The sequence below is a fragment of the Roseburia sp. CLA-AA-H209 genome (assembly GCF_020687575.1).
Classification (GTDB): domain Bacteria; phylum Bacillota; class Clostridia; order Lachnospirales; family Lachnospiraceae; genus Roseburia_C; species Roseburia_C amylophila.
Window position 1 is genome coordinate 133,247 of the sequence record NZ_JAJEQU010000006.1, and the last position, 22,050, is coordinate 155,296.

Sequence of the window (22,050 nt, forward strand, 5' to 3'; positions counted from 1 at the left end):
GAGTATTCACACCGCCTCTCCTTTTTATGTGAGAAACACGCTTTACGTGTCTCTCGTAGTTTAGCTGACATTACTTTATCGTCGATGCCCGCTGTCTGACATTCTTATTAAAATTAATCACATTGTGATTATATTCTTCATCCATCAACTCGGAATGAATCATAAAATCTGCAGTTGCCTTATTATTCGCAATCGGGATGTCATATACCTGTGCAATACGAAGCAGTGCTTTTACATCCGGGTCATGAGGTGCTGCAGTAAGCGGATCTGAAAAGAAAATCACGAAATCTACTTTTCCCTCTACTATCTTAGCACCAATCTGCTGGTCTCCGCCCAGCGGACCGCTGTTATAGCCCTTTACCGGCAGTCCCGTCTGGTCTGTAATCATTTTTGCCGTTGTTCCGGTTCCACAAAGGAAATGCTTCTTTAAAGTTTCTGCATTGTCTTTGCACCACTGGATCAGTTCTGCTTTCTTTCCATCATGGGCAATCAATGCAATATTTTTCTGTTTTCCGATTGTCAAAGTAAGAAAATCCGGTTCCATACTCATATTGTGTCTTCTCCTTTATTGTATTATTTTCCAACCTTTTCATTTATCAAGTGAAAATCAACTCCTGATAAACAATTGCAGCTCGCCAATCACGCTTATATGTTGACTTGCTTACGTTCATTATAACATGACAAGATGATTCCAGACAATATTTGGGTAGAAATCTTCATATAAAAAACGAGCACACCTAACAGTGTACTCGTTTTTTTCGTCGATGCGACAGGATTTGAACCTGCGACCTCTGCGTCCCGAACGCAGCGCTCTACCAAGCTGAGCCACGCATCGTTATTCAGTTCTTTCACACGCTCAACTATATTAGCATATATCACATTTTTTGTCCAGTAATATTTTTATTTTCTTTTCTACTTAATCGTTTTATGTTGTACTTAAGTCAATCATAAGAACGGCTTTTTCAATGCCGAAGCAACTTTTTTTACCAGACCGGATGCACTCATTATTACCTATGGTTCTCTTTCTATTTTTAAAAGTAACCAGGTAAAGGCAGACTTTCTTTCCCATTATAAAGATATTCCATTTCTGATGTTAGAGGACACACCTGACGATCCGGACATTCCATACCTGATTGCTGACAACTACTCAGAGCTTGTCACCGAGCAGGTGGAATATATCCTAGACCACAACCCGGAATTAGAGGCAATTGCTTTTGCAAATGATAATATGGCAAAGGCAGGATACCGCGTCTGTGCTGCAAGAGACCTTTTGGTGGGATATGACATTGACCACGCAAAAACCATGGAACCACCACTGACCAGTGTTTCCCACAGCAGCTTCCAGTTCAGCTGCCAGGCATTACAGAATGCGCTTATGCTCTGTCAGGGAAAGAAGCCACAATCCTGCCGGATGTCAACCATTTTTCACCAGAGAAGTTCCTGCGGTTGCCAGCTGTACACTGGCTTTACCACACTGCGTCATATCAGCATGGAGCGGCTGCGTAAATGCCTGCCAAAGGATGCCATTACTGCAAGACTGGGCGGTGACGAATTTGTTTCCTTTATTTTAACCGATATATTAAAGCATTCCGACGCAATACTCTACGAGGAAAAGGTCAAACGGCGTGCAAGCATCAAGAAGTAGTCTATGACTTACTCTCCAAATCAGCATATAAAATGCCGGATGGTAAATCCATCCGGCATTCTTAAACCTCTCTTTTATTCATCCATTCCCCATTTGTCTTTCATGTATTCTTTTCCAAATCCGGAACCGATATTTTCATTGATTCTCCGGCCAAAGCATGCATAAAATCCAATTATTGCGGCGAATATCAGAATTCCAATAAATATAACCATAGTAAGTCCCCCTTCCTATGTCTCTTTATCTTTTCCAAAGTATAGCACAAGTATGTAAAGATGTCACTTATCTTTTTAAGGAACGGTACTATTTATAGAAATATCTTTTGTTTTACAAAACAACCAAAAGCTTTCCCTCACAAGAAGAAAGAATTATCTTTTTTTCCTGCAGCTGTGGAACCTCCACTGATGTCAGTGTCACACTGCCGGTGCCGGTATTTAAAAATACCAGGACTTTGTCGTCCCCAAAACTACGTAAAAATACATATACTCCCATTATATCATTGCAGTAAATTGTCCGGTAATTGCCCTTGCGTAATGCCACATGCTCTTTTCGGAGTGCAATCCAGTAGCTGAACTTCTCTGCCAGATTTCCCTGTAATCTGTTGTTTTCTGCCTGCTGCTCCATTACTGCCTGCCAGTCCATGGCTGCCCGATACTCCAGTTCTTTCATTCCCTCGATATACACTTCATCCCCGTAGAATACCGATGGCACGCCCACTCCCATAAAGAGATAGAAAAATGCCAGCTCCATTCTCTTTCTATTTCCATTGCAATAGCTTAAAAATCTCGGAATATCATGGGAATCCAGAAAATTCATCTGTGCCAGGCTCACCTGCCATGGGTAGCGGTAAATCATCCGCTGCATCTGGGCATCAAATTCACTGACCGAAAGTTCTCCCTTTCCAAAAAAATCCCGGCACAGATAAGAAAAAGTATAATTCATCGTAGAATCAAACTGGTCTCCCTGAAGCCAGATGCCTGCTTCTTCCCAGATTTCACCTATTAGAAATATATCCTCTTTTACCGCTCTCACCGCATGACGGAAGACTCTCCAGAATTCATGATTGATTTCATTTGCCACATCCAAGCGCCAGCCGTCAATATCTGCTTCCCGAATCCAGTAAGTTCCAACATTGCAAAGGTACTCCACCACTTCAGGATTTCCGGTATTAAGCTTTGGCATTTCCTTTACATAGGCAAACGCCTCATAATTCGGCGGATCAGCGTACTGTATCGTTTCCGGCAGGTGATAAAACCAGTTATAATATCTTGATGCTTTTCCCTTCTGCCGCACATCCCGGAATGCAAAAAAATCTGCTCCACAATGATTAAATACACCATCTAAAATAACCCGGATTCCTCTCTTGTGGCACTGCTGCACCAGTTCTTTTAAATCCGCTTTATTTCCAAGACAGGGGTCGATTTCAAAATAGTCAATGGTATCATATTTATGATAAGACGCTGCTTCAAAAATCGGATTCAGATAAATGCAGTTAATTCCAAGCTTTTCGATATAGTCAAGATTTTCACAAATTCCTTTCAGTGTACCACCCAGATGATTCTTACAAATCCGGTCCGGTAAAATTTTTCCATTGCTGTCGCTTTTTTCATCCGGCAAAAGCATATGCCTTGTCGCTTTTTCCGTCAGTTCCCGTCTGTCATTTGCAAAACTGTCCGGGAAAATATGATACATAACAATGTCTTCTGCCCACTCCGGGATATCTAAAATATCCTCTCTTCTAATATATGGAAACTGGAAATATTCTGCCCTGCCACAGGACAGTTTCTCTGCAAATCCTCTTCCATAATAATAAAGGCTTTCTATATCGTCCTCTAACCGGAAATAATAGCATACCCTGGTATACGGAGACGTAATCTTAACTTCATAATAATCATAAAGCATATCGGATGCCACATGTTCCATTTCACTTTGTTTCACCGGAAGTGGCTCTTCCATTGCCACCCGGTCTCCCCAAAGCAGCACGCACCGTTTTAAATCGCCCTTTTTACAACGGATTCTTATTACCAGCCGGTCTTCTTTTTCTGCAAAAGCAAATTGTGACAGTGGAATATGCAAAATTGCTTCTTTTTCCATTTTATTTCTATCCTTTCACACCACCTGCAGTAAGACCGGATACCATATACTTTTGTATACAGAAGAAAATAATCAGCACCGGAACAGATACCAGGATAGCGGCTGCGGAGAACATTCCCCAGCTTCTGGTGTAATCGTTGGACTGTAACTGATATAATCCACCTGCCAGTGTATAACTGTTTTCATTCAGTAGAAATGTTGTGGAAAACAGATATTCATTCCATACAAAAATAAGTACCATCACGGAAGTTACAATGATTGCCGGACGAGCCAGCGGCATTACTACCTTCCACAGCAGCTGGAAATCCGATGCACCGTCAATTTTCGATGCTTCTTCGATTTCTATCGGAATGGTATCAAAATACCCCTTCATATTCCAGATAGAGAAAATGCACATGCTTCCCGCATAAATAATCACCAGTCCCAGTTTCGTATCCAGCATATTCATCTGTTTTAAAAGACGGAATAATGCAAACATGGACAGAATCTGTGGGAATGCATTTAAGAGAAGCAGTAATTTTAAAATGCCATTTCTTCCCTTAAAACGGTATCTTGAAAATGCATAAGATGACACCATGGCAAATCCGATAGCAATGACCATTGTAAAGAAGCTTAATACGGCAGAGTTATAAAACCACCGCAAAAACGGCTTCTGCGTCAGTATATTTTTATAATTATCCAGTGTAAATTCCTTTGGAAACAAAGATAATCCGGAGGACAATGCTCCACTTCCCCTTTCAAAGGAAAGATTCAACGCATATAAAATCGGTACCAGTGCCAGCAGACACAGTATAATATAAAAAATATGTAATCCGCTAAGCTGTAAAATCTGTTTTCTCTTTTTCTTAGTCATAATTTTCCTCCTTTACCCCTCGATTGGTAAACAGCGAAAATACCATGATGAGGAAAAAGATAATAATGGATACCGCTGAGGACAGTCCATAGTTATTTGAAACAAACGCATTCTGCTGTGCATAAGTAATTACGGTCTGTAAGGTTGCCCCTGAATATGCTCCCTTCTGCATCGTAAGAAGATATACGATATCAAACTGCTTAAATGTGGTAAATGTCGTCATAATAACCGCCGGTGCAATAATTCCTTTCATTGCCGGAACGGTAATATGGATGTTCTTTGACCAGAAACCTGCTCCATCCAGTTCTGCGCTTTCATAATAGCTGCGGTCAATGCTGGACAGTGCACCGTCTATCATCATAATCATAAACGGCAATGCCATCCACAGGTTTAGAGTCATGCAGGAGAGAAATGCCGGCACATTGGTGGAAAGGAAATTTACCTTTCCAAAGCCAAGTGCCACCAGAATCTTATTCAGAAGACCAAACTCCGTGTTATAAATGCCTACCCTCCACAAAAGAATGGACACATAAGCAGGCATTGCCCACGGGAACATCAAAAGAGTCTTGTATACACGTTTTCCCTTTAAATCTTCTCTTTGAAATCCCAATGCAATAAAATATGCCACAACTACCTGTATCACCATATTTAATGCGGTCCAAAGTAAGGTTGTAAACAATGCTCCAAGAAAACCGGAATCTGCCTTTAATAATGCCCTGCTATAGTTGGATAGTCCGATAAATTCATAATTTGACCAGTGAAAAAGATTCATATTGGTCAGTGATATATAGCCCGTATAAATAATCGGGAATACAATAACCATTCCAATCAATATCAGTGCCGGCATACTGTAAAGCCATGGTGTTAATTTCCGTTTGTTCTTCATATACACACTTCTCTTCCTAATTTTCCTCTTTATTGCTTCTAAATAAACTCCTTCTTACTGCATATCTGCAATGGCATCCAATGCCTCCTGCTGATAAGTCTCTGCTGCAGTGTCAATATCTTCCCCTGATTTGTTGACTGCTGCCAAAAATTCTTCTGTCGGTCCCCACATAACGCTCATCTGTGGAATGTTTGGCATAGGCTGTGCAGTTTCTGCAGTTGCTTTCATTGCCATAATCATCTCATTTGCAGCAACATCTGCGTCATCATATGCTTTGCTGTTTGCCGGTGCACAGTTTGATTTATTCGCCAATGCAATACCTACTTCCGGGCTTGCAATTGTCTCTAATACTTTTGCAATTGCTTCTTTCTTATTTTCTGCTGCATATTTTAAGACACCAATGCTCTGTACACCTGAATATGGTGCCAGTCCGTTTCCATTCGGAAGTTTAAAATCCGCTAAGGATTTAATACCAAGGTCAATGCCCGCTGCCTTGATTCCGGATACCAGCCATGGTCCACCAATGATTGCTGCTGCCTGGCCTTCATTGAATAATGCAGTTACTGTGTTGTAATCTCCATCTGCCTCCAATGCTGCAAATTTCTGATTGTATGCGATAGCATCCTTGGTTTCCTGTGTATTTAATCCAGGATTTGCATCTTTATCAATAATATATCCACCAAAACCATTGATTACCGGTGCCACATTGTATGCGGTAGAATGCTGATTTACCAGCGCATAAGTTCCTGCATCCACATCGGTATGTGCTACCATATAATCATACAGTTCATCTGTTGTTTCCGGCACATCACCTTCCCATTTTGCCTTATTATACATAAAGAGCAATGTCTCATAATAAACCGGCATCAGGTACTGGGTATCCTTATAATTACCTGCTTCTACGGTCATCGGTAATAAATCCGCCATTACATCCTCACTGATAACATCCGTAATCGGAGCTAAAATCCCCATTTCTGCAAATGTTCCCAATGAATCATGTGCATAAAGATACATATCCGGTCCGTTGGATTCATCATTTCCATATAACTGAAGCTGGTCGGTCAGACCGCTCTTCTTTTCAAAGGTAACCTTGATATTATCCTCTGCCAGTTTCTCATTCGCACAATCCGCAATGGTCTGCATGATATTCTCATCCCCATCATGCCAGATTTTTACTTCTGTCATTTCATCCTCTGCATCATTTCCAAGTACTTCTGTAGTCTTTCCTTCGTCATTTCCTGCTTCTTTTCCACAACCGGATAATGTGCCGATTGTCATTGCGGTACAGAGCAACAGACTCAACACCCTTTTCTTCATAAAAATACCTCCGTTTTCCGGTTTCTTTAGGAAACCGTTTTCTTTATTTTCTTTTTTTCATGCAATTGGTTCCTCTTGCTAAGTCTATATTTATCACTTTTTTCCCTTGTTTACAATGTTTATTTGTCAAAAACGATTGACTTTGTCAGGAAACCGCTATACTATATTTGTAAATTTATACATTTTTTCAGGAGGTATTTTATGTCTGTTACCATCAATGATGTTGCCAATGAAGCCGGTGTTTCCAAATCCACTGTTTCTAAAGTTTTAAATCACTGGACCACCATATCCCCAGCCACTGTGGAAAAGGTTCATGCAGCAATTGAAAAGCTTCATTATACCCCTAACTCCCGGGCTGTAAGCTTTGCAAAAGGTGCTACTTCCAATATTGTCTATCTTACCAATCTGGAGAAAGATACTGCTTATCGGAATCCGCATATGTTTGACATTATGTGCGGCGTACACCATACCTTGTCCGAAAACAACTATTCCCTGACGCTTGTCAACACTTCTGAAGAACGCTATCCCGGAGAAAAAGTCAGCGAAGTTATCACAAGCGGTTCCTCCGATGGTCTTATCATCCACGGCTCTGCCATTAATAAAGAAATTGCAAATCTTATTCTGGATGCAGGCTTTCCACACATTATCATTGGGCATCCGAGTTTTGAAAGCCGCTTATGCTGGGTAGATACCAACCACGCCCTTGCCGGTGAATATGCCGCTGCCCACATGATAGCCTGTGGTTATACAGATGTCGCCTTTATCGGAGAGCGCAAAACCGATTATATTTCTGCCCAGCGTCAAAAAGGATTTATGGCAGGCATGTTAGACAGAGGCTTTCACATTCCGGCTGCCCGTATCGGAAATACCGATTCCAGCTGCCAGCACGCTTATTCTGTTACTTCTGATATGCTGACACAGCCTGTACCGCCTCGCGCTATTGTATGTGAAAATAACACCCTCGCATTAGGTGTCATCCAGGCCGTCAAAGACCGGCAGCTTTCCATCCCGGATGACATTGCCATACTTACCTTTGACGTCTACCCATATTCCAGCATCATCGACCCACAGCTTACCATTGTAGACATCAATGTCTATGATACCGGTGTGCAGGCAGGCTCCATGATGATCCGTAAGCTTCAGAACCCGGAACTTCTCATCCAAAGCTATACAACGCTTCCTGTTATCATCCAGGGAGAAAGCACCAGACCACTGCCATAAGAAACACCCCTGTCAATCTGACAGGGGTGTTTCTTTTGCACTCATTATATGATAATTAATGATAAGCCAATCAGCTTATCATTAACTTTCATCGCTCACTATTTCATTTTCATAATGATATCTCTTGCAACGGCTTCTTCCACCGGTGTAGCAAATACGCCTTCCTCAAACTCTACGATTCCACCGATTCCTTTCTCTACAACGAAACGGAGTTTTCCATCCCGGACTTTCTTATCCGTATATAATTTCTTAACCAGGGCTTCCCGGTCAATGTATTCCGGAATCTCTACCGGCAGCTTCGCTTTCTCTAACAGATTCTTTACTGCTGTTTTTTCTTCTTCTGTCATGTAACCAAGTCGGTGTGCCAGTTCTGTCATAGCTACCATTCCAATGGAAAGTGCTTCTCCATGAAGCAGTCTATAGTCACTGACTGTCTCAATGGCACGTCCTACTGTATGTCCTAGATTCAAGATTTCTCTTAAGCCCTGCTCCTTTTCATCCTTCATTACCACAGCATATTTAATCTGGCAGTTCTTCTTTGCGATGTATTCACAGGCTTCTCTGTCTCCCGCAAAAATATCTTCCATATGTTTTTCCAGGAATTCAAACATTTCCTTATCTGCCATGCAGGCATGTTTGATTGTCTCTGCCATACCACTGGATAACTGTCGCTGTGGCAGTGTTTTCCATGCTGCAATGTCAAGATATACTTTCTCCGGCTGGTTAAAAAGTCCAATCAGATTCGTTGCCAGTGGTGTGTCTACTGCGGTTTTTCCACCAACAGATGCATCTGCCGCCGCCAAAAGTGTCGTAGCATAGTTAATGAATGGCACTCCTCTGCCATAGGTTCCTGCCAGAAATCCAGACAAATCGGTTACCACACCACCACCAATGGCGATGATGCAGCAGTCTCGCCGGAAACCTGCCTCTAACATGGCATCTTCTACTTCTTCTTTCGTCTTTCTTGTCTTGCTGGTCTCTCCTGCCGTAAAAACAAATTCCCTTGCCTGATATCCTACTTCCTGTAATAAGGTTACAATGTGGTCTGCGTAAAGCTCCTTCACCGTGCTGTCTGTAATTACTGCAAATTTCTTAATCTTTCCAACCAGACCGTTTTTTAAATCTTCTATTAACCGGTTCTCAAGCTGGTAGCCAATCTCGATTTCGTAACTGTCATCAACTACCTTCTTCAATTCTACCTGAAATACACTCATGTTTTTCTCCGTTCTATCCTGCGTCTTGTAAATCTGCTCCTGTCACAGATTTTTATTTCGTTTATTATACTATTTTGCTCTTTTCTCTGCAACCACAGGAGCTCTAATCGAAAGAAATTCCCTGTTTGCGAAATTTCCTATTTCACGCCAGATGCTTCTCTATATATGCAAGATACGGTTTCTTATTTACCTTATCCTGATTTACCACATACCAGTCATAAGCTTCTTTTAATCCATCCGCCAGTGGCTTCGTCCCACTCATAAGTGCAAGCTGTTTCGTAACGTCCAGTGCATATTCATAATTATAAAAGCTGAAATAATTACGCTGCTCTTCCTCCGCTGTAACTTCCACAAACTCTGTCTGCTTTCCTGCCGCCTGATAGCACAGAGTTACCCAGTCACGAATGGATATGCTTTCTTTATTTCCAACATTGAAAATATGCTGCTCCGGTTGTTTTTCCACCAGAATATCTATAAATCTACACAAATCCTCCACATGAAAAAATTGCAGCTTCATGCCGCCCTCCCGTGGCAGATAAAATTTCCGGTTTTCCAATGCACAGTCAAATACAAAGGTTTCCCGGTATACATTATTCATTGGTCCATATAAATAAGGCGGTCTAAGAATGTACGCTTTCGGATTTCTCTCCATCAGTGCTGTCTCAGCCGCTATTTTATTTGTTCCGTATGCACCCCAGTGCACATTTTCTGCAAGCTGTGTTTCTTCCGTAAATGGTGCCGGCGCATATTCCGGATATACGGCACTTGAACTTATAAGAACATAATCTTCGTAGCTTTCCAATGCATTCAGCAAATCCGCTGCATCTTCCCCGGTATATGCCGTATCAACCACCAGGTCAAAATGCAGTCCCTGCAATGCATCACCGATTGCATGCCGGTCTGCCTGAATCAGCTTTACGCCCGCTGACTGCGGTCGGGTGTTTCGATTTAATACATAGACTTCATCACCTTTTGCCACATAATGCTCTGCAATAAACCGACTCACAAATACAGTGCCACCAGTTACCAAGATTTTTCTCATACTTGTCCTCCTTGTGCATGGGTTTCTATGAAATTTTTATTATTCCCGCTCTATTGTTAAAACCATACATTCTTTAGATTCGGTAAATCCGCAGGCATGATACAAGGCTCTGCCACTCTCCGTTGTATCCAGAATCAGTTCTGTCACGCCACGCAATTTGGCTTCATTTATCAGAAGCTCCATCATGTGGCGGGCAATTCCCTGTCCACGATAGTCCTTCTTCGTATATACATTCATAATATGTCCACGTTTTCCGGTAGGATGGGCAAATGTCGGCATGACCTCAATATAGCTGACCGACGCACAGCCAACTACTTTTCTTCCATCCATTGCCAGAATGGTTGTCTGGTTGCCATCTTCAAAATACAGTCTGCTGCTGTCGACCAGATTATCCGGAAAAGTATAATCCTCTGACAAATCATTTACTTCCCGCAGCATCTCCAACCGGGTACTCATCAGATTCTCCATATCTCTTCGTGACGCATTCATATATGTTATCATAATCATTCCTCCAGGTCGCAATATTTCCGTCTTCTTCGTACAGCAGTATCATATCACAGAACAGAGGAAATAATACTTAATTTTTTATGATTCTTTGATTTCCATATAAAATGTCACATTCTTACAATCATATCCTACGAACTTCAGTCGATTTTTTCCCTCTTTCAACTGAATAGAATAGGTAGTCAGTTCATTCACTTCAGAATCCGGCGTACATTCCACCACCGTTGACACATTTCCATCCTCATCAATCTGCACCAGCTTTGCTTTTCCTTCATCCAGCGTAAACACAAGCGTTATATCTACCCACGTCGCGCTGCTGCAATTCGCTTCCCAGAGTGTCTCCCTGCCATCAAATTTTCCAACGGTGTATGTCACATTATTTCCATAATTATTCAATACACTATTTGTTTTAGCATATCGGTCCCCACCCTCTGCTATCTGAATATCTGAATCGTACTGCTCTTTTGCAAATTTATTATTACAGCCAGTAAGCAATAGCCCCATAACTAAAATACATACTATGCCAAATCTTTTCATTTTCCCTGTAATCTTGTTTTTCATTCTATTTTTAATCTTCCTTTTCATTTACACTTCCTTTGCGTTCTCTCTTCTTTTCCGTTCACTCTTCCTCTTCATTCACTCTTCTCTATCACCGATTGCATGAACAACGCAGGCAAATCCCGCAACCATCGAAAATAAAATAGCTCCTCCCATTGAATTGTCCAAAAAAGCCCCCATAAAGAAACCTACAATTCCCGCAAGTACCATAATACAAACTGCATCCACTGCTTTAAATTTTCTCATAAAAATACCTCCGTTTTTTGCGCTCTTCTTGTTTTTAACTTCTATTTACCCACAACAATTTACATATCATATTATACTTATTATTGTTTCGCATGTATATAGCTTATCTTTAGCTTTCTTTTATGAATTACTTTTTGACTTTCTTTTTTTAATGAAATAAAGACGAAGGGATTCAAAAATGCTGTTAAAAATAGATGAACGCCAAAATATCAACTCCACGATGTTGTTTTGCCGAACACTTTTAAACGTTATTCCCATGTTTCTTTCCTCCATGTCATAATTTTTAATACAATAACTATTGAAACAAAAGCTGAGAAAAAGGAATGCTACAATTAAAAAATGCAGTCATTCCTTTTTCTCTATACATTTATTCTGTTGTTTCAACCTCTTCCTGCGGTGTCACATCATATAGCCATACTCCTTTTTTCTCTTTCTTATTTAAATTCAATGTGTTTTTTGTTTTAGTTCGTGAATATCCTGTATATAGTTGTTCATCATCAGATTGTGACAACCATCCACAAGTCATCGGATAACCTTTGCTCAAAATCGGTTCATCATAGAAAATCATAAATTCATCATCCGTAAATATAATCTTGGAATCCCTTGAACTAGTATCATAATCCACTTCAAGATTGCCTAGTTTTACTGTTTCTGGTTGAAATCCACCATTTACAAGGTCATCCTTACTTGTCATTCTCCATTCACCTCTAAGAATATCCTGTGTAATAGTTGTTTCATCTGAAGTGCCTTTTTCAAATTCTTCGATTTGTTTCTCTAATTCTGATAATTCACTTTGTCCTTTGTCGGTAAAATCTGTTTCTGTTATTTCTGTTGTTTCAGACACTTCTTGCTCACCCGTTTCTTTTTGTTGTTGCCCACAAGAAGTCAATATATTTCCTTTTGTCTCTGATTCATCTGCATTCACTCCATCTAAAGCCTTTTGTGCTTCAGCGGGTTCATTTTCCGCTTCATCCGGATTTGGAAGTTTTCCTTTGATTTCGTCATAATCAATATCAAGGGCATCACAAATATTACGCATTAGTGTTTCATTATCAAGCTGTGAAGCAAGAGAAAGAAGTGTGTTAATTAACACCCTGAAAACCTTTCACCACATGAATAGGAGTATCAAAATCAATCAGGTTATTTGAAAGGCTGCTTACTATATTTGATATATCCCTAGAACGTAATGAATTGACCGTAAACAAGGCTTTAGCCTTTGATGGCAATAATCCTTACATTAAGGGTACAAAATCCGTAAATGGCAATCGTATAGTTCCAATACCACCATTTTTAAATGAATTTATTTCAGAATACATAAAGACCTTACCAGGAACCAATCTCTTCTATTCTGCCAATAATGAATATATGACTGCTTCTACTTATAATAAGATGTGGTCTAATATTGTTTCCAAAATGAATGTTGCTGCCGGTGGGTCAAATAAGATTAAAATAATAACCAGACTAACCGCGCATATCTTTCGGCATAATTACTGTGCAAACTTATGTTATCAGATGCCAAACATCAGTATTAAAAGAATTGCACAATTATTAGGTGATTCTGAGAAGATGGTTTTAGAGGTTTATAATCATGTTCTGAAACAGAAAGAAAACGTACAGGAAGTAGTAAAAAATGCAATTAATTTTTGAAGATGAAATGAAGATGAAGGGGTTCAAAAATGCCCTTGAAGATGGGGTGAAGATGAATATTTAGGCTTACTTAGCACTACTTCCGATTACTCACAAAAATGGCGGAAACACTGTATTTATCAGTATTTCCGCCATTTTTAACTACTGAGACATCGGGGATTCGAACCCCGGACAACTTGATTAAAAGTCAAGTGCTCTACCAACTGAGCTAATATCCCATTTCTCAGGTTTTCTGAGAATGCCCAGTTCCGGAATCGAACCAGAGACACGAGGATTTTCAGTCCTCTGCTCTACCAACTGAGCTAACTGGGCAAGAGTTGCGGGAACAGGATTTGAACCTGTGACCTTCGGGTTATGAGCCCGACGAGCTTCCAGACTGCTCCATCCCGCGCTATTTATTTGCAAAAGCTATTATAGTCCTTCCTTCTGCAAATGTCAAATTTCTATGTCCCTGCCTTACATAATATACAGTTACAAGCACTTTTATTCCTGATTTTTGAAGAATTGTATCTTCATCATCTGAAGTCCTGTACAGTCCTCGTCAACCCAGAAAAAGTGTAGCACACTATTTATGGAAAGTCTACACCCGTCCCGCCAAAAAGATACTTGCCGCAATTCCTGCCAGCGTAGCAAACAATGCCACCGGAAGCGTAAAGCCGGTCTTTCGTACTTTTACCGACATAAAATAAATTGACATGGTATAAAAAATGGTCTCGGTGCAGCTTAACATGACAGAGGCTGCCATTCCCACGAAGGAATCACACCCGGCTTCCTTGTATAAATCCACCAGCAGTCCGGTTGCCGCCGAGGAGGAAAACATTTTGACAATGGCAATGGGGATAAGCTCGGAAGGGATTCCGATATGTTTCGTCCAGCCCATGCAGGTAGTAGAAATGAAGTCCAACAGCCCGGAGGCTCTTAGGATCCCGACTGCTACCATAAGCCCCACCAGCGTTGGCAGGATTCCAACTACTGTCTGTATGCCTTCTTTTGCGCCCTTTAAAAAATCGTCATATACATTTTTCTTCATCAGAATGCCGAATCCTACGATGTAAAAGACCAGTATCGGAATCAGGGCATCTGACAGGAACATAAGAAAGCGCATCCTCATTCTCCTGCTAAGAGCTTCTTTTTCATTCTATGCAGACAGGAGAACTATCATGCCGCTTTTATAAAAAATTTGCACTAACCGGGAATTTTATCCAGGAATTTATCCGGAAAATTTTTACTGCTTCCGCAGGCGCAGCCCCACGCCCTTGCGGGTTTCGATGTAATCCCTGCCGCTTAATTCCCGCAGTTTCCGTCGTAAGTTGCTGGCATGGACTTTGATGGAATTTTCTACACAGTCCGGTGTATCTTCTGCAATTTCATCTAACAGCGTGGTCTTTGTCACCGTCCGTCCGTTCCGCTGTATCAGACATTTTAAAATAGCAGCTTCTGTTCTGGTAAGCTTCGTAGTCTGCCCGCCAATGGTCGCCAGCCGCTTCTCGATATCCAGCTTTATCTCTTCGTAATAGAAAACTCTTACTTTCTCTTTTTCTGCCGGAATCTTACTCAGACGTACTTCCACCCGGATGCGGAATTCCTGTATATCAAAGGGCTTTCTGATATAATCGTCTGCCCGTTCTATGCATTTTTTACACCGTTCAAAAACAGAGCCGGTTTTCTCCGGCCGAATCAATAGCAGCGGCTTTGCCTGCACCAGGGCGAGGAAGGTATTCTCCCATATTGCTGCTACATCCTCTTTTCCGGCAAATTCCTTCTGCTCAAGGTCTAATACCACCATATCCACAATAACCTGCTGAAATAACTCCCCGGCATCTGTGAGGGAATCCGCCCGCACTGTAAAATAGCCTTTTTCGTCCAGTACCTGCTCCATGGCATCCCCCAATGCTTTATCCTGTTCGATGATTCCTATGGTATACATTAATCCGTTCTCCTTCGACTTACAATCCGACAGAAAATGACTGCCGTTGCTGTGCTGATAATGGTCGCTGCAAGTCCCGGTCCCACCACCGCAGCCGGATGCACCGAGCCATACTGACTGCGGTACGCCACAATGTTCATGGGAATCAGTTGCAGAGACGATATATTGATAATCAAAAAGGTACACATTTCCTTTGTGGCATTTCCGGAATACTTCTGTATGTTTTTTCCGGCTGCCTTAAGTCTGGCAATATGTAACTCCTGTAATTGCTGCATTGCCTTTAAGCCTGCCGGCGTTGCCGCCCAGCCAAGCCCTAGCATATTGGCTATCATATTGACTGCTATGTAATGATTGGCAGGATGGTCATCGGGTATATCCGGAAAAAGAAATGTCAGCACCGGCCGCATTTTCTTTACTGCCGCTTTTACAATGCCGCTGCATTCCGCAATTTTCATCATTCCCATCCAGAACGCCATGACTCCTGTCATCGTAATGGCTAATGCCACTGCTTCTTTGGCAGAGTTTACTGCTGCCTCCGTCACTTCCGGCAGTGTTCCGTTGATTGCACCGTAGAGCACTCCCACAAGAATCATAAATCCCCACAGATAATTCATTTCGAACCTCTTTTGCTTTCCCGTTACTCTACTATATGCAGTTTCCCCGGAAGGAACTACTTTCTCTGGTGATTATAGCACACCCTCTTCTGCCATATCACGTTCTTTTGTCATATCGATACGATTTTTTTCATATTCTTTGTTGAATACTCTTCATCCGAGGCCGTCTATGCTGCACAAATATATTTCTCCTTTTCTGATAACCATTTGCTTTGCTTTATCCTTATTTCTTCTAAGCGGGTGCAGCAAAGACCAGTCGGCTTCTGATTCCGGTTATATTGCACCGGATTCCATTTCCTTTGAGGAATATACCAGTCTTTTATTCCAAAGCCAAGTAATCTCCGATACCCTGACCCTTCACTATACCTTAAGCCAGCCGGAAGTCTATGGCATTACCGATTATAAAATTGCTCTGCCGGATTATTCTGCCGATGCCAGAAAGCAATCTGCCTTAAATATCGAAAATATCTCCTGTGGGTTACAGTCCTATGACTATGAGGTACTGACCACCGAGCAGAAGCTGACCTATGATATTTTAAATGACTATGTCTCTTCTAACCGCAGTCAATCGGACTATACCTATTACCCGGAAATCCTGCGTCCTTCCACCGGATTTCCTGCCCAGCTTCCGGTTCTGCTATCAGAATACCATTTCTATGACCGTAAAGATGTGGAGGATTATCTGACTCTGCTTTCACTGATCCCAGCCTGCTTTGATTCTGTCTTAGATTATGAAACGAATAAAATCAATGAGGGACTTTTTCTTTCGGATACCCAGGCGGATACGCTGATTGCAGACTTAAATACCTTCTGTGATAACAGTTCTGAGCATTATCTGATTACTACTTTTCGTAATAAAGTAGCGGAACTTCCTGATTTAACAGCAGAGGAACAGGCTTCCTACTGTATCGAAAATGAAGGTGCTTTTAGGGAATATGTTCTGCCAGCCTATGAAGCTTTGCGGGATTTTCTGGTGGAGCACAAGGGCAGTGGCAGCAACTCCGCCGGACTTTGCTATTTTCCGGATGGCTCAGACTATTATGCTGCTTTGGTTTATGATGTCACCGGCTCTTCCCATTCCATAGATGAACTTTTAGAAATGACGGAAAAGCAACGGAAATCCGACCTTCTTGCCATCAACGGGATTGCTGCCAGTCATCCCGGTATCTCTCTTGCTACCGATGATTTTCCAATGAAGGATGCCACCCCGGAGGAGATGCTTACCTGTCTTTCTTCCGCTATTACAAAGGATTTCCTGCCGCCGGTCTCTACGGATTTTTCCGTCCGCTCCGTGGACCCTTGTATGCAGGATTCCATGGCTCCCGCCTTTTATCTGACGGCCCCTATCGATAACATTTCCCATAATGTCATCTATATCAATCCCCGCAGCCACTACGAAGGCTTCGAGCTTTTCACCACACTGGCGCACGAAGGATTCCCGGGACATCTCTATCAGACTACCACTACGTCTGCCTCCGGCTGTGCACCCATCCGGAGTATTCTCAACTATCCCGGCTATGTAGAGGGCTGGGCAACTTATGTGGAAATGCTCTCTTACTCTTATGCCGGTCTGCCGGAGGAAAAGGCTTCGCTCCTTATGCACAACCAGTCCGCTCTTTTGAGCCTCTATGCCACCGCAGATTTATCCATTCATGCAAAGGGTTGGACACTCAGTGACCTTAAGGACTTCTTAAGTGATTATGGCATCGACAATAAGGAAGCCGTCTCCGAAATCTACGACTATATCGTAGCGGAGCCGGCTCATTATCTCAAATATTATATTGGCTGCCTGGAATTCCTTCAGCTAAAGGACTACGCCAAAGAAACCTTCGGGGATTCCTATTCCGATAAACAGTTTCACCAGGCAGTGTTGTCCATCGGTCCTGCACCTTTTGATATTGTAAAAAAATATTTAAAGGACTACTACCGGCAGACTATTTAACTTCTACTTTAACAGTGCCTGATATACATCACGTTTACTGATGCCACGATCCTTTGCCACCTGCTTCATGGCTTCCTTCCGTTCCATGCCGGAAGCCTCATAATGTGCCATATGTTCCTCGACGGAAAGGCTCTCCCAGGCTTCTCTTGCTTCCTGTTCCTTTGTCTCAAATGTCTTTCCAGAAATGATTAAAACGTATTCTCCTTTTGGTTCATTGTCCTCATAGAATCTTATGACATCTTTGAATGTCGTTTTTGTCGCGTTCTCATATCGCTTGGTCAGCTCCTTGCAAACCGTTAATTCACGGTTTCCAAGAACTTCATAAAGCTCCTTTAAGGTCTTGAGAAGGTGGTGTGGTGCCTCATATACTATCATCGTTCGGCTCTCCTGAGCCAGTTCCTCCAAGACTCTGGCACGCTCTTTTTTATCTCTTGGAAGAAATGCCTCAAAGGCAAATCGTCTGGTGGGAAGTCCAGACATGGTCAATGCAGTAATGCAGGCTGCCGGTCCCGGAAGGGATGTTACTTCGATGCCATTTTCATAACAGATACGGACCAGTTCTTCTCCCGGGTCAGAAATACCCGGTGTTCCGGCATCTGTTACCAGGGCAATATTTTTGCCTTCCTGCAATTTCTCTACCAGCTTGTATGCCTTTTCAATTTTGTTATATTCATGATAGCTGGTCATCGGTGTCTTAATCTCAAAATGATTTAAGAGCTTAATGGAATTTCTCGTATCCTCTGCCGCTATTAAATCTACTTCCTTTAAGGTACGCAATACCCGGAACGTGATATCCTCTAAATTTCCAATGGGTGTTGCACACAGATACAGTTTTCCTGCCATAATCTATCCTCTTTTATTTAAGTGGTATTATATATCTTCTTACTCCGCTTTCTTCGCATCTTCATAAATGCGCGGCAACATCTGATAGAGTATGATGCCTGCTGCCACAATACCAATGGAAATAAACTGGGAAGTAGAAAGGAATCCCACGCTTCCGCGGTAATCACTTCTTAAAAATTCCACACCAAATCTTCCGATTCCATAGAACATTAAGTATAAGGATGCCACTCTGCCTTTTTTCGGCTTACGCTTTGCATAAGCAAGCAACATCAGGCAAATCATGAAGTCTCCTGCAGATGAAATAAGCTGTGTTGGTATCAGCTTGACTCCATTTGGAGCATAGTCGGAATGAGTAAAGGTAATTCCAAACCAGCTGTCCGTTGCTTTTCCGTAACAACAGCCTGCAAAGAAACATCCGATTCTTCCAAAGCCCTGTGCCAGTGCTACTGCCGGCATAACAAGGTCAAAGTATTCGATGAAAGATACCTTCTTTATCCTGCAGTAAAGCCAGGATACTAAGATTCCTCCGATAATTCCTCCATATACTACATAACCGTTTTTAAAGTTCCAGAGAATGGATGGGTCTTTGATAATCTCCGGAATCTCTACAATATAATAAAGCAATCTGGTTCCCACCAGTCCGCCGATGATGGCACACCAGAAGATTCCATAAAGGATATCTCCGCTTTTTTCCATTTTCATCTTTTTCCCACGGTAATAACACATCGCATATGCGGCTAAAAATCCAAGTCCAATCATCAGTCCATACGTATGAAGTGTCAACGGTCCAATTGTTATCTCATTAAACATATGTCTTTCCTTTCTTTCATTACAAATCATAAATCTCATATATTTCATCGGTGTATACATTCGGTTCCTTGTATACAATCAGCGGCTTCTCCACCGTCATACGGGAACGCCCGCCTCTGCAGCCTTCGATAAGTACCATGTTCGGCTCCCGGTCTGCATATGGATATACCAGCCGCATCCGCTTTGGCTCGATGCGATGCTCATGCATACAGCAGATGATTTCTGTCAGACGAAACGGGCGGTGTACCATAAAAAAATGTCCCCCCGGCTTTAGTATTCTCGCACTCTCCCTCATAATATCCGTAAGATTGCACAATATTTCATGGCGGGCAATTGCCTTTGCTTCCTCCGGATTCGTAAGACCGTGCTGTCCTATCATATAAGGCGGATTTGTGGTTATAATATCAAAAGAAGATGCCCCAAAGATCTTCGAGGCATCTTTTATATCTCCTGTTACGATATCGATTTTATCCGTCAATCCATTTAACGCAACGCTTCGTCTTGCCATGTCGGCACTGTCCGGCTGAATCTCAAGCCCGGTAAAATGCTCTCCGGGAGTCTTCGCCTCTAATAGGATGGGAATCACTCCCGTTCCGGTTCCAAGGTCTAACACTCTCTGTTTCGGCTTTACCTTTACAAAAGCACTTAAGAGTACCGCATCCATTCCAAAGCAGAACTGCTTCGTATCCTGAATGATACGATAACCCTTGCGATTCAGCTCGTCCACACGCTCATCCGGTTTTATTTGAATCTCATTACTTGACGTCATTAATCTTAGACTTTCCTCCCTTATCCTCTAAGGCTTCCAGCTCTTTCATCTCTTCCGGAGAAAGTTTGATATTGTCTCTGCGTCTTCTTGGCTTGAACTTCAGCTCTTTTACCTTATATTCCCGAAGTTCTTTCTCATCATTTACTTCGATTAAGACCTTCACCAGCTGACGCAATACGTTAATGCTCTGTACTTCACCTTTACATCCATCAATTGTGGTAACGGTATCACCCACATTCGGAAGATGGCTGTTTAAATATTCGTATGTTTCAGCCTCATTTTTCAGACAGCACATCAGTCTGCCACATACACCGGAAATCTTAGTCGGATTTAAGGACAGGTTCTGCTCCTTTGCCATCTTAATGGATACCGGAGCAAAATCAGCCAGATAGGATTTACAGCATAATTCTCTTCCGCAGATTCCAATTCCGCCTAAAATCTTGGTCTCGTCTCTCACTCCAATCTGGCGCAGCTCAATTCTGGTACGGAATACTGCTGCCAGATCCTTTACCAGTTCACGGAAATCAATTCGTCCGTCTGCGGTAAAGTAAAACAGAAGCTTATTGTTATCAAAGGTATACTCTGCTTCTACCAGCTTCATTTCAAGCTTATGCTTTGCAATTTTCTCAAGACAGATTTTGTATGCTTCTTTTTCTTTCTCTTTATTTCTCTGCTCGGTCTTATCGTCCTCCGGTGTTGCCACGCGGATGACCGGTTTCAATGGCTGAACCACTGCTTTATCGTCTACCTCTTTCGGGGCAATCAGCACAGTTCCGTACTCTATGCCACGGGCAGTCTCCACGATAACATGGCTGCCTGCCGCCATCTTTGCTTTACCCGGGTCAAAATAATATATCTTTCCGGCTCTGCGGAATCTGACTCCAACTACTTTTGTCATTCTAATTCTCCTTTATTGTCAGCAGCAACAATTCCATCACAAGGTCAAAGTTGACATTTGCCGTAAGGCGCACCTTAGCCTTTTCCAACGCTTCTAATATTGCTTCAATTCCACTGTAGGAACTCTTGCTTGCCTGCTTCTTTATGTCATAGACTTCATCCTTAAATATCAGTCCATTTACATCTGTTGTTGCTTTATATAATAAAATGTCACGAAACCAGATCATCATGATATCAAGATAATCGTTGATTTCCATTTTATATTCGTTAATCTGTTTGATGGCTTCCTTAAATTCATAAAGCTCAATCTCATGGATTCGCTTTAATAACTGCACGGCTGCAGCTTTCAGCTCCTGAAAATCATCCGAAGATGCCAATGCCATTGCCTTTCCCACATTTCCCTGGGCAAATGCCACACACACATCCGCCTGATAATCCGGCACTTTACAGTGCTCCATCAGATATTTTTTGATTTTATCATCGGAAACTACCTTAAGGTTCAATACCACACACCGGGAAAGAATCGTCGGTAAAAATGCATCCGCATTGGTAGTCAGCAGAATGATAACCGCATATGCCGGCGGCTCTTCGATGGTTTTTAACAGTGCATTCTGCGCCTGCTGGTTCATTTTCTCTGCTTCATCTACAATATAAATCTTATATCTGCTGCTGTATGGCTTCACATCTACATCATTTACAAGCTGGCTGCGGATATCTGCCACGGAAAGCGTATTCGGCTTCTCATGTGTGACATAAATGATGTCCGGCTGGTTGTGGTTCACTGCCTGCTTACAGGAATGGCACTCCATGCAGGGCTCAATGCCGTGCTGTTCACACTGCAGGGTCTGGGCAAATGCCTCCGCCAGCATTTTCTTGCCGGATTTGTCCGGTCCGTTCAATATATATGCATGGGATATTTTATCCATTTTTATTGCATTCTGTAAATGCTCTATAATCTGTTCATGTCCAATGATTTCTGCAAATCCTGCCATGTGTGCTCCTTTCTCCTGAAGCTTCCTGCTGT

24 protein-coding genes and 4 tRNA genes are annotated in these 22,050 nt (G+C 42.1%); 4 read left to right on the plus strand and 24 right to left on the minus strand.

The genetic code is table 11. The annotated features are described in order from the left end of the window. Positions 1–70 precede the first annotated feature (70 nt). Both LKD41_RS07625 and LKD41_RS07630 read right to left on the minus strand, forming a co-directional pair. The gene (locus LKD41_RS07625) at positions 71–544 is read right to left on the minus strand and encodes a methylglyoxal synthase (RefSeq protein ID WP_227700881.1); all 474 of its coding nucleotides are present in this window, start codon (positions 542–544) and stop codon (positions 71–73) included. Between the two features lie 217 nt (positions 545–761). Beyond that, positions 762–835 (minus strand) — tRNA-Pro (locus tag LKD41_RS07630). 255 nt (positions 836–1,090) lie between these two features. On the opposite strand from LKD41_RS07630, the gene LKD41_RS07635 reads away from it, so the two are divergent. Next, a complete protein-coding gene (locus tag LKD41_RS07635; protein WP_227700843.1) occupies positions 1,091–1,645 on the plus strand; it encodes a hypothetical protein in 555 nt (184 codons plus the stop codon). A gap of 74 nt (positions 1,646–1,719) precedes the next feature. On the opposite strand, the gene LKD41_RS07640 is transcribed toward LKD41_RS07635, so the two are convergent. From LKD41_RS07640 to LKD41_RS07660, 5 genes are all read right to left on the minus strand, one after another. Continuing rightward, positions 1,720–1,857 (minus strand): hypothetical protein, encoded by a 138-nt coding sequence (locus LKD41_RS07640; RefSeq protein ID WP_022242815.1) that lies wholly within the window; start codon positions 1,855–1,857, stop codon positions 1,720–1,722. Positions 1,858–1,969: 112 nt separating this feature from the next. After that, positions 1,970–3,736 (minus strand): glycoside hydrolase family 13 protein, encoded by a 1,767-nt coding sequence (locus LKD41_RS07645; RefSeq protein WP_227700844.1) that lies wholly within the window; start codon positions 3,734–3,736, stop codon positions 1,970–1,972. 7 nt (positions 3,737–3,743) lie between these two features. Beyond that, the gene (locus LKD41_RS07650) at positions 3,744–4,589 is read right to left on the minus strand and encodes a sugar ABC transporter permease (protein WP_022242817.1); all 846 of its coding nucleotides are present in this window, start codon (positions 4,587–4,589) and stop codon (positions 3,744–3,746) included. Next, positions 4,582–5,475, minus strand: coding sequence for a carbohydrate ABC transporter permease (locus LKD41_RS07655; RefSeq protein ID WP_022242818.1), 894 nt, complete (start codon positions 5,473–5,475; stop codon positions 4,582–4,584). Before LKD41_RS07655 ends, LKD41_RS07650 begins: the two co-directional genes overlap by 8 nt. A gap of 54 nt (positions 5,476–5,529) precedes the next feature. Beyond that, entirely contained in the window at positions 5,530–6,792 is a 1,263-nt protein-coding gene (locus tag LKD41_RS07660) for an extracellular solute-binding protein (protein WP_227700845.1), read from the minus strand. A 201-nt stretch (positions 6,793–6,993) separates the two neighbouring features. Here LKD41_RS07660 and LKD41_RS07665 point away from each other — a divergent pair, with 201 nt between their 5' ends. Further along, entirely contained in the window at positions 6,994–8,013 is a 1,020-nt protein-coding gene (locus tag LKD41_RS07665) for a LacI family DNA-binding transcriptional regulator (protein ID WP_227700846.1), read from the plus strand. A 98-nt stretch (positions 8,014–8,111) separates the two neighbouring features. Here LKD41_RS07665 and aroB read toward each other — a convergent pair whose 3' ends face one another. From aroB to LKD41_RS07695, 6 genes are all read right to left on the minus strand, one after another. Then, on the minus strand, positions 8,112–9,227 hold the full coding sequence (gene aroB / locus LKD41_RS07670; protein ID WP_227700847.1) for a 3-dehydroquinate synthase: 1,116 nt from the start codon (positions 9,225–9,227) through the stop codon (positions 8,112–8,114). 142 nt (positions 9,228–9,369) lie between these two features. Further along, on the minus strand, positions 9,370–10,269 hold the full coding sequence (locus LKD41_RS07675; RefSeq protein ID WP_227700848.1) for an NAD-dependent epimerase/dehydratase family protein: 900 nt from the start codon (positions 10,267–10,269) through the stop codon (positions 9,370–9,372). Between the two features lie 39 nt (positions 10,270–10,308). After that, the gene (locus LKD41_RS07680; protein WP_117698322.1) at positions 10,309–10,770 is read right to left on the minus strand and encodes a GNAT family N-acetyltransferase; all 462 of its coding nucleotides are present in this window, start codon (positions 10,768–10,770) and stop codon (positions 10,309–10,311) included. 84 nt (positions 10,771–10,854) lie between these two features. Then, on the minus strand, positions 10,855–11,334 hold the full coding sequence (locus LKD41_RS07685) for a hypothetical protein (protein WP_147326032.1): 480 nt from the start codon (positions 11,332–11,334) through the stop codon (positions 10,855–10,857). Positions 11,335–11,409: 75 nt separating this feature from the next. Beyond that, positions 11,410–11,577 (minus strand): hypothetical protein, encoded by a 168-nt coding sequence (locus LKD41_RS07690; RefSeq protein WP_022242825.1) that lies wholly within the window; start codon positions 11,575–11,577, stop codon positions 11,410–11,412. A 367-nt stretch (positions 11,578–11,944) separates the two neighbouring features. Next, positions 11,945–12,670 (minus strand): hypothetical protein, encoded by a 726-nt coding sequence (locus LKD41_RS07695; protein ID WP_227700849.1) that lies wholly within the window; start codon positions 12,668–12,670, stop codon positions 11,945–11,947. A gap of 68 nt (positions 12,671–12,738) precedes the next feature. On the opposite strand from LKD41_RS07695, the gene LKD41_RS07700 reads away from it, so the two are divergent. Further along, positions 12,739–13,224: a tyrosine-type recombinase/integrase gene (locus tag LKD41_RS07700; RefSeq protein WP_331470907.1), complete on the plus strand. Its 486-nt coding sequence runs from the start codon at positions 12,739–12,741 to the stop codon at positions 13,222–13,224. 145 nt (positions 13,225–13,369) lie between these two features. On the opposite strand, the gene LKD41_RS07705 is transcribed toward LKD41_RS07700, so the two are convergent. From LKD41_RS07705 to LKD41_RS07730, 6 genes are all read right to left on the minus strand, one after another. Continuing rightward, positions 13,370–13,442 (minus strand) — tRNA-Lys (locus LKD41_RS07705). 21 nt (positions 13,443–13,463) lie between these two features. After that, positions 13,464–13,536: transfer RNA gene (locus LKD41_RS07710), tRNA-Phe, on the minus strand. A 5-nt stretch (positions 13,537–13,541) separates the two neighbouring features. After that, positions 13,542–13,615 (minus strand) — tRNA-Met (locus LKD41_RS07715). A gap of 189 nt (positions 13,616–13,804) precedes the next feature. Next, positions 13,805–14,329: a spore maturation protein gene (locus LKD41_RS07720; protein ID WP_227700850.1), complete on the minus strand. Its 525-nt coding sequence runs from the start codon at positions 14,327–14,329 to the stop codon at positions 13,805–13,807. A gap of 120 nt (positions 14,330–14,449) precedes the next feature. Further along, the gene (locus LKD41_RS07725; RefSeq protein ID WP_227700851.1) at positions 14,450–15,151 is read right to left on the minus strand and encodes a response regulator transcription factor; all 702 of its coding nucleotides are present in this window, start codon (positions 15,149–15,151) and stop codon (positions 14,450–14,452) included. Beyond that, the gene (locus tag LKD41_RS07730) at positions 15,151–15,765 is read right to left on the minus strand and encodes a nucleoside recognition domain-containing protein (RefSeq protein WP_117842268.1); all 615 of its coding nucleotides are present in this window, start codon (positions 15,763–15,765) and stop codon (positions 15,151–15,153) included. The genes LKD41_RS07725 and LKD41_RS07730 overlap by 1 nt, the downstream gene beginning before the upstream one ends. Positions 15,766–15,934: 169 nt before the next feature. On the opposite strand from LKD41_RS07730, the gene LKD41_RS07735 reads away from it, so the two are divergent. Continuing rightward, the gene (locus LKD41_RS07735) at positions 15,935–17,707 is read left to right on the plus strand and encodes a DUF885 domain-containing protein (RefSeq protein ID WP_227700852.1); all 1,773 of its coding nucleotides are present in this window, start codon (positions 15,935–15,937) and stop codon (positions 17,705–17,707) included. A gap of 3 nt (positions 17,708–17,710) precedes the next feature. On the opposite strand, the gene rsmI is transcribed toward LKD41_RS07735, so the two are convergent. Genes rsmI through LKD41_RS07760 form a run of 5 tightly spaced genes read right to left on the minus strand, consistent with a single transcriptional unit; the run spans position 17,711 to position 22,018 of the window. Further along, positions 17,711–18,550: a 16S rRNA (cytidine(1402)-2'-O)-methyltransferase gene (gene rsmI / locus LKD41_RS07740; protein ID WP_227700853.1), complete on the minus strand. Its 840-nt coding sequence runs from the start codon at positions 18,548–18,550 to the stop codon at positions 17,711–17,713. A 39-nt stretch (positions 18,551–18,589) separates the two neighbouring features. Beyond that, the gene (locus tag LKD41_RS07745) at positions 18,590–19,360 is read right to left on the minus strand and encodes a prolipoprotein diacylglyceryl transferase (protein WP_117947534.1); all 771 of its coding nucleotides are present in this window, start codon (positions 19,358–19,360) and stop codon (positions 18,590–18,592) included. A gap of 19 nt (positions 19,361–19,379) precedes the next feature. Then, positions 19,380–20,129 carry a tRNA1(Val) (adenine(37)-N6)-methyltransferase gene (locus tag LKD41_RS07750; protein WP_227700854.1) on the minus strand — a complete coding sequence of 250 codons (750 nt, stop codon included), beginning with the start codon at positions 20,127–20,129 and terminating at the stop codon, positions 19,380–19,382. Continuing rightward, positions 20,116–21,027 carry a PSP1 domain-containing protein gene (locus LKD41_RS07755; RefSeq protein ID WP_227700855.1) on the minus strand — a complete coding sequence of 304 codons (912 nt, stop codon included), beginning with the start codon at positions 21,025–21,027 and terminating at the stop codon, positions 20,116–20,118. The genes LKD41_RS07750 and LKD41_RS07755 overlap by 14 nt, the downstream gene beginning before the upstream one ends. A gap of 1 nt (position 21,028) precedes the next feature. Next, complete coding sequence (locus tag LKD41_RS07760) at positions 21,029–22,018, minus strand: DNA polymerase III subunit (RefSeq protein WP_022244280.1); 990 nt, start codon at positions 22,016–22,018, stop codon at positions 21,029–21,031. Between the last annotated feature and the right edge of the window lie 32 nt (positions 22,019–22,050).

What these genes read in the sequence shown, in the direction of transcription:
- LKD41_RS07745 (WP_117947534.1), bottom strand. Translation starts at nt 19,360, where the DNA reads ATGTTTAATGAGATAACAATTGGACCGTTGACACTTCATACGTATGGA.
- LKD41_RS07640 (WP_022242815.1), bottom strand. Translation starts at nt 1,857, where the DNA reads ATGGTTATATTTATTGGAATTCTGATATTCGCCGCAATAATTGGATTT.
- LKD41_RS07755 (WP_227700855.1), bottom strand. Translation starts at nt 21,027, where the DNA reads ATGACAAAAGTAGTTGGAGTCAGATTCCGCAGAGCCGGAAAGATATAT.
- LKD41_RS07675 (WP_227700848.1), bottom strand. Translation starts at nt 10,269, where the DNA reads ATGAGAAAAATCTTGGTAACTGGTGGCACTGTATTTGTGAGTCGGTTT.
- LKD41_RS07720 (WP_227700850.1), bottom strand. Translation starts at nt 14,329, where the DNA reads ATGCGCTTTCTTATGTTCCTGTCAGATGCCCTGATTCCGATACTGGTC.
- LKD41_RS07650 (WP_022242817.1), bottom strand. Translation starts at nt 4,589, where the DNA reads ATGACTAAGAAAAAGAGAAAACAGATTTTACAGCTTAGCGGATTACAT.
- aroB (WP_227700847.1), bottom strand. Translation starts at nt 9,227, where the DNA reads ATGAGTGTATTTCAGGTAGAATTGAAGAAGGTAGTTGATGACAGTTAC.
- LKD41_RS07645 (WP_227700844.1), bottom strand. Translation starts at nt 3,736, where the DNA reads ATGGAAAAAGAAGCAATTTTGCATATTCCACTGTCACAATTTGCTTTT.
- LKD41_RS07655 (WP_022242818.1), bottom strand. Translation starts at nt 5,475, where the DNA reads ATGAAGAACAAACGGAAATTAACACCATGGCTTTACAGTATGCCGGCA.
- LKD41_RS07760 (WP_022244280.1), bottom strand. Translation starts at nt 22,018, where the DNA reads ATGGCAGGATTTGCAGAAATCATTGGACATGAACAGATTATAGAGCAT.
- LKD41_RS07730 (WP_117842268.1), bottom strand. Translation starts at nt 15,765, where the DNA reads ATGAATTATCTGTGGGGATTTATGATTCTTGTGGGAGTGCTCTACGGT.
- rsmI (WP_227700853.1), bottom strand. Translation starts at nt 18,550, where the DNA reads ATGGCAGGAAAACTGTATCTGTGTGCAACACCCATTGGAAATTTAGAG.
- LKD41_RS07685 (WP_147326032.1), bottom strand. Translation starts at nt 11,334, where the DNA reads ATGAAAAACAAGATTACAGGGAAAATGAAAAGATTTGGCATAGTATGT.
- LKD41_RS07750 (WP_227700854.1), bottom strand. Translation starts at nt 20,129, where the DNA reads ATGACGTCAAGTAATGAGATTCAAATAAAACCGGATGAGCGTGTGGAC.
- LKD41_RS07660 (WP_227700845.1), bottom strand. Translation starts at nt 6,792, where the DNA reads ATGAAGAAAAGGGTGTTGAGTCTGTTGCTCTGTACCGCAATGACAATC.
- LKD41_RS07625 (WP_227700881.1), bottom strand. Translation starts at nt 544, where the DNA reads ATGGAACCGGATTTTCTTACTTTGACAATCGGAAAACAGAAAAATATT.
- LKD41_RS07725 (WP_227700851.1), bottom strand. Translation starts at nt 15,151, where the DNA reads ATGTATACCATAGGAATCATCGAACAGGATAAAGCATTGGGGGATGCC.
- LKD41_RS07680 (WP_117698322.1), bottom strand. Translation starts at nt 10,770, where the DNA reads ATGATAACATATATGAATGCGTCACGAAGAGATATGGAGAATCTGATG.
- LKD41_RS07665 (WP_227700846.1), top strand. Translation starts at nt 6,994, where the DNA reads ATGTCTGTTACCATCAATGATGTTGCCAATGAAGCCGGTGTTTCCAAA.
- LKD41_RS07735 (WP_227700852.1), top strand. Translation starts at nt 15,935, where the DNA reads ATGCTGCACAAATATATTTCTCCTTTTCTGATAACCATTTGCTTTGCT.
- LKD41_RS07635 (WP_227700843.1), top strand. Translation starts at nt 1,091, where the DNA reads ATGTTAGAGGACACACCTGACGATCCGGACATTCCATACCTGATTGCT.
- LKD41_RS07690 (WP_022242825.1), bottom strand. Translation starts at nt 11,577, where the DNA reads ATGAGAAAATTTAAAGCAGTGGATGCAGTTTGTATTATGGTACTTGCG.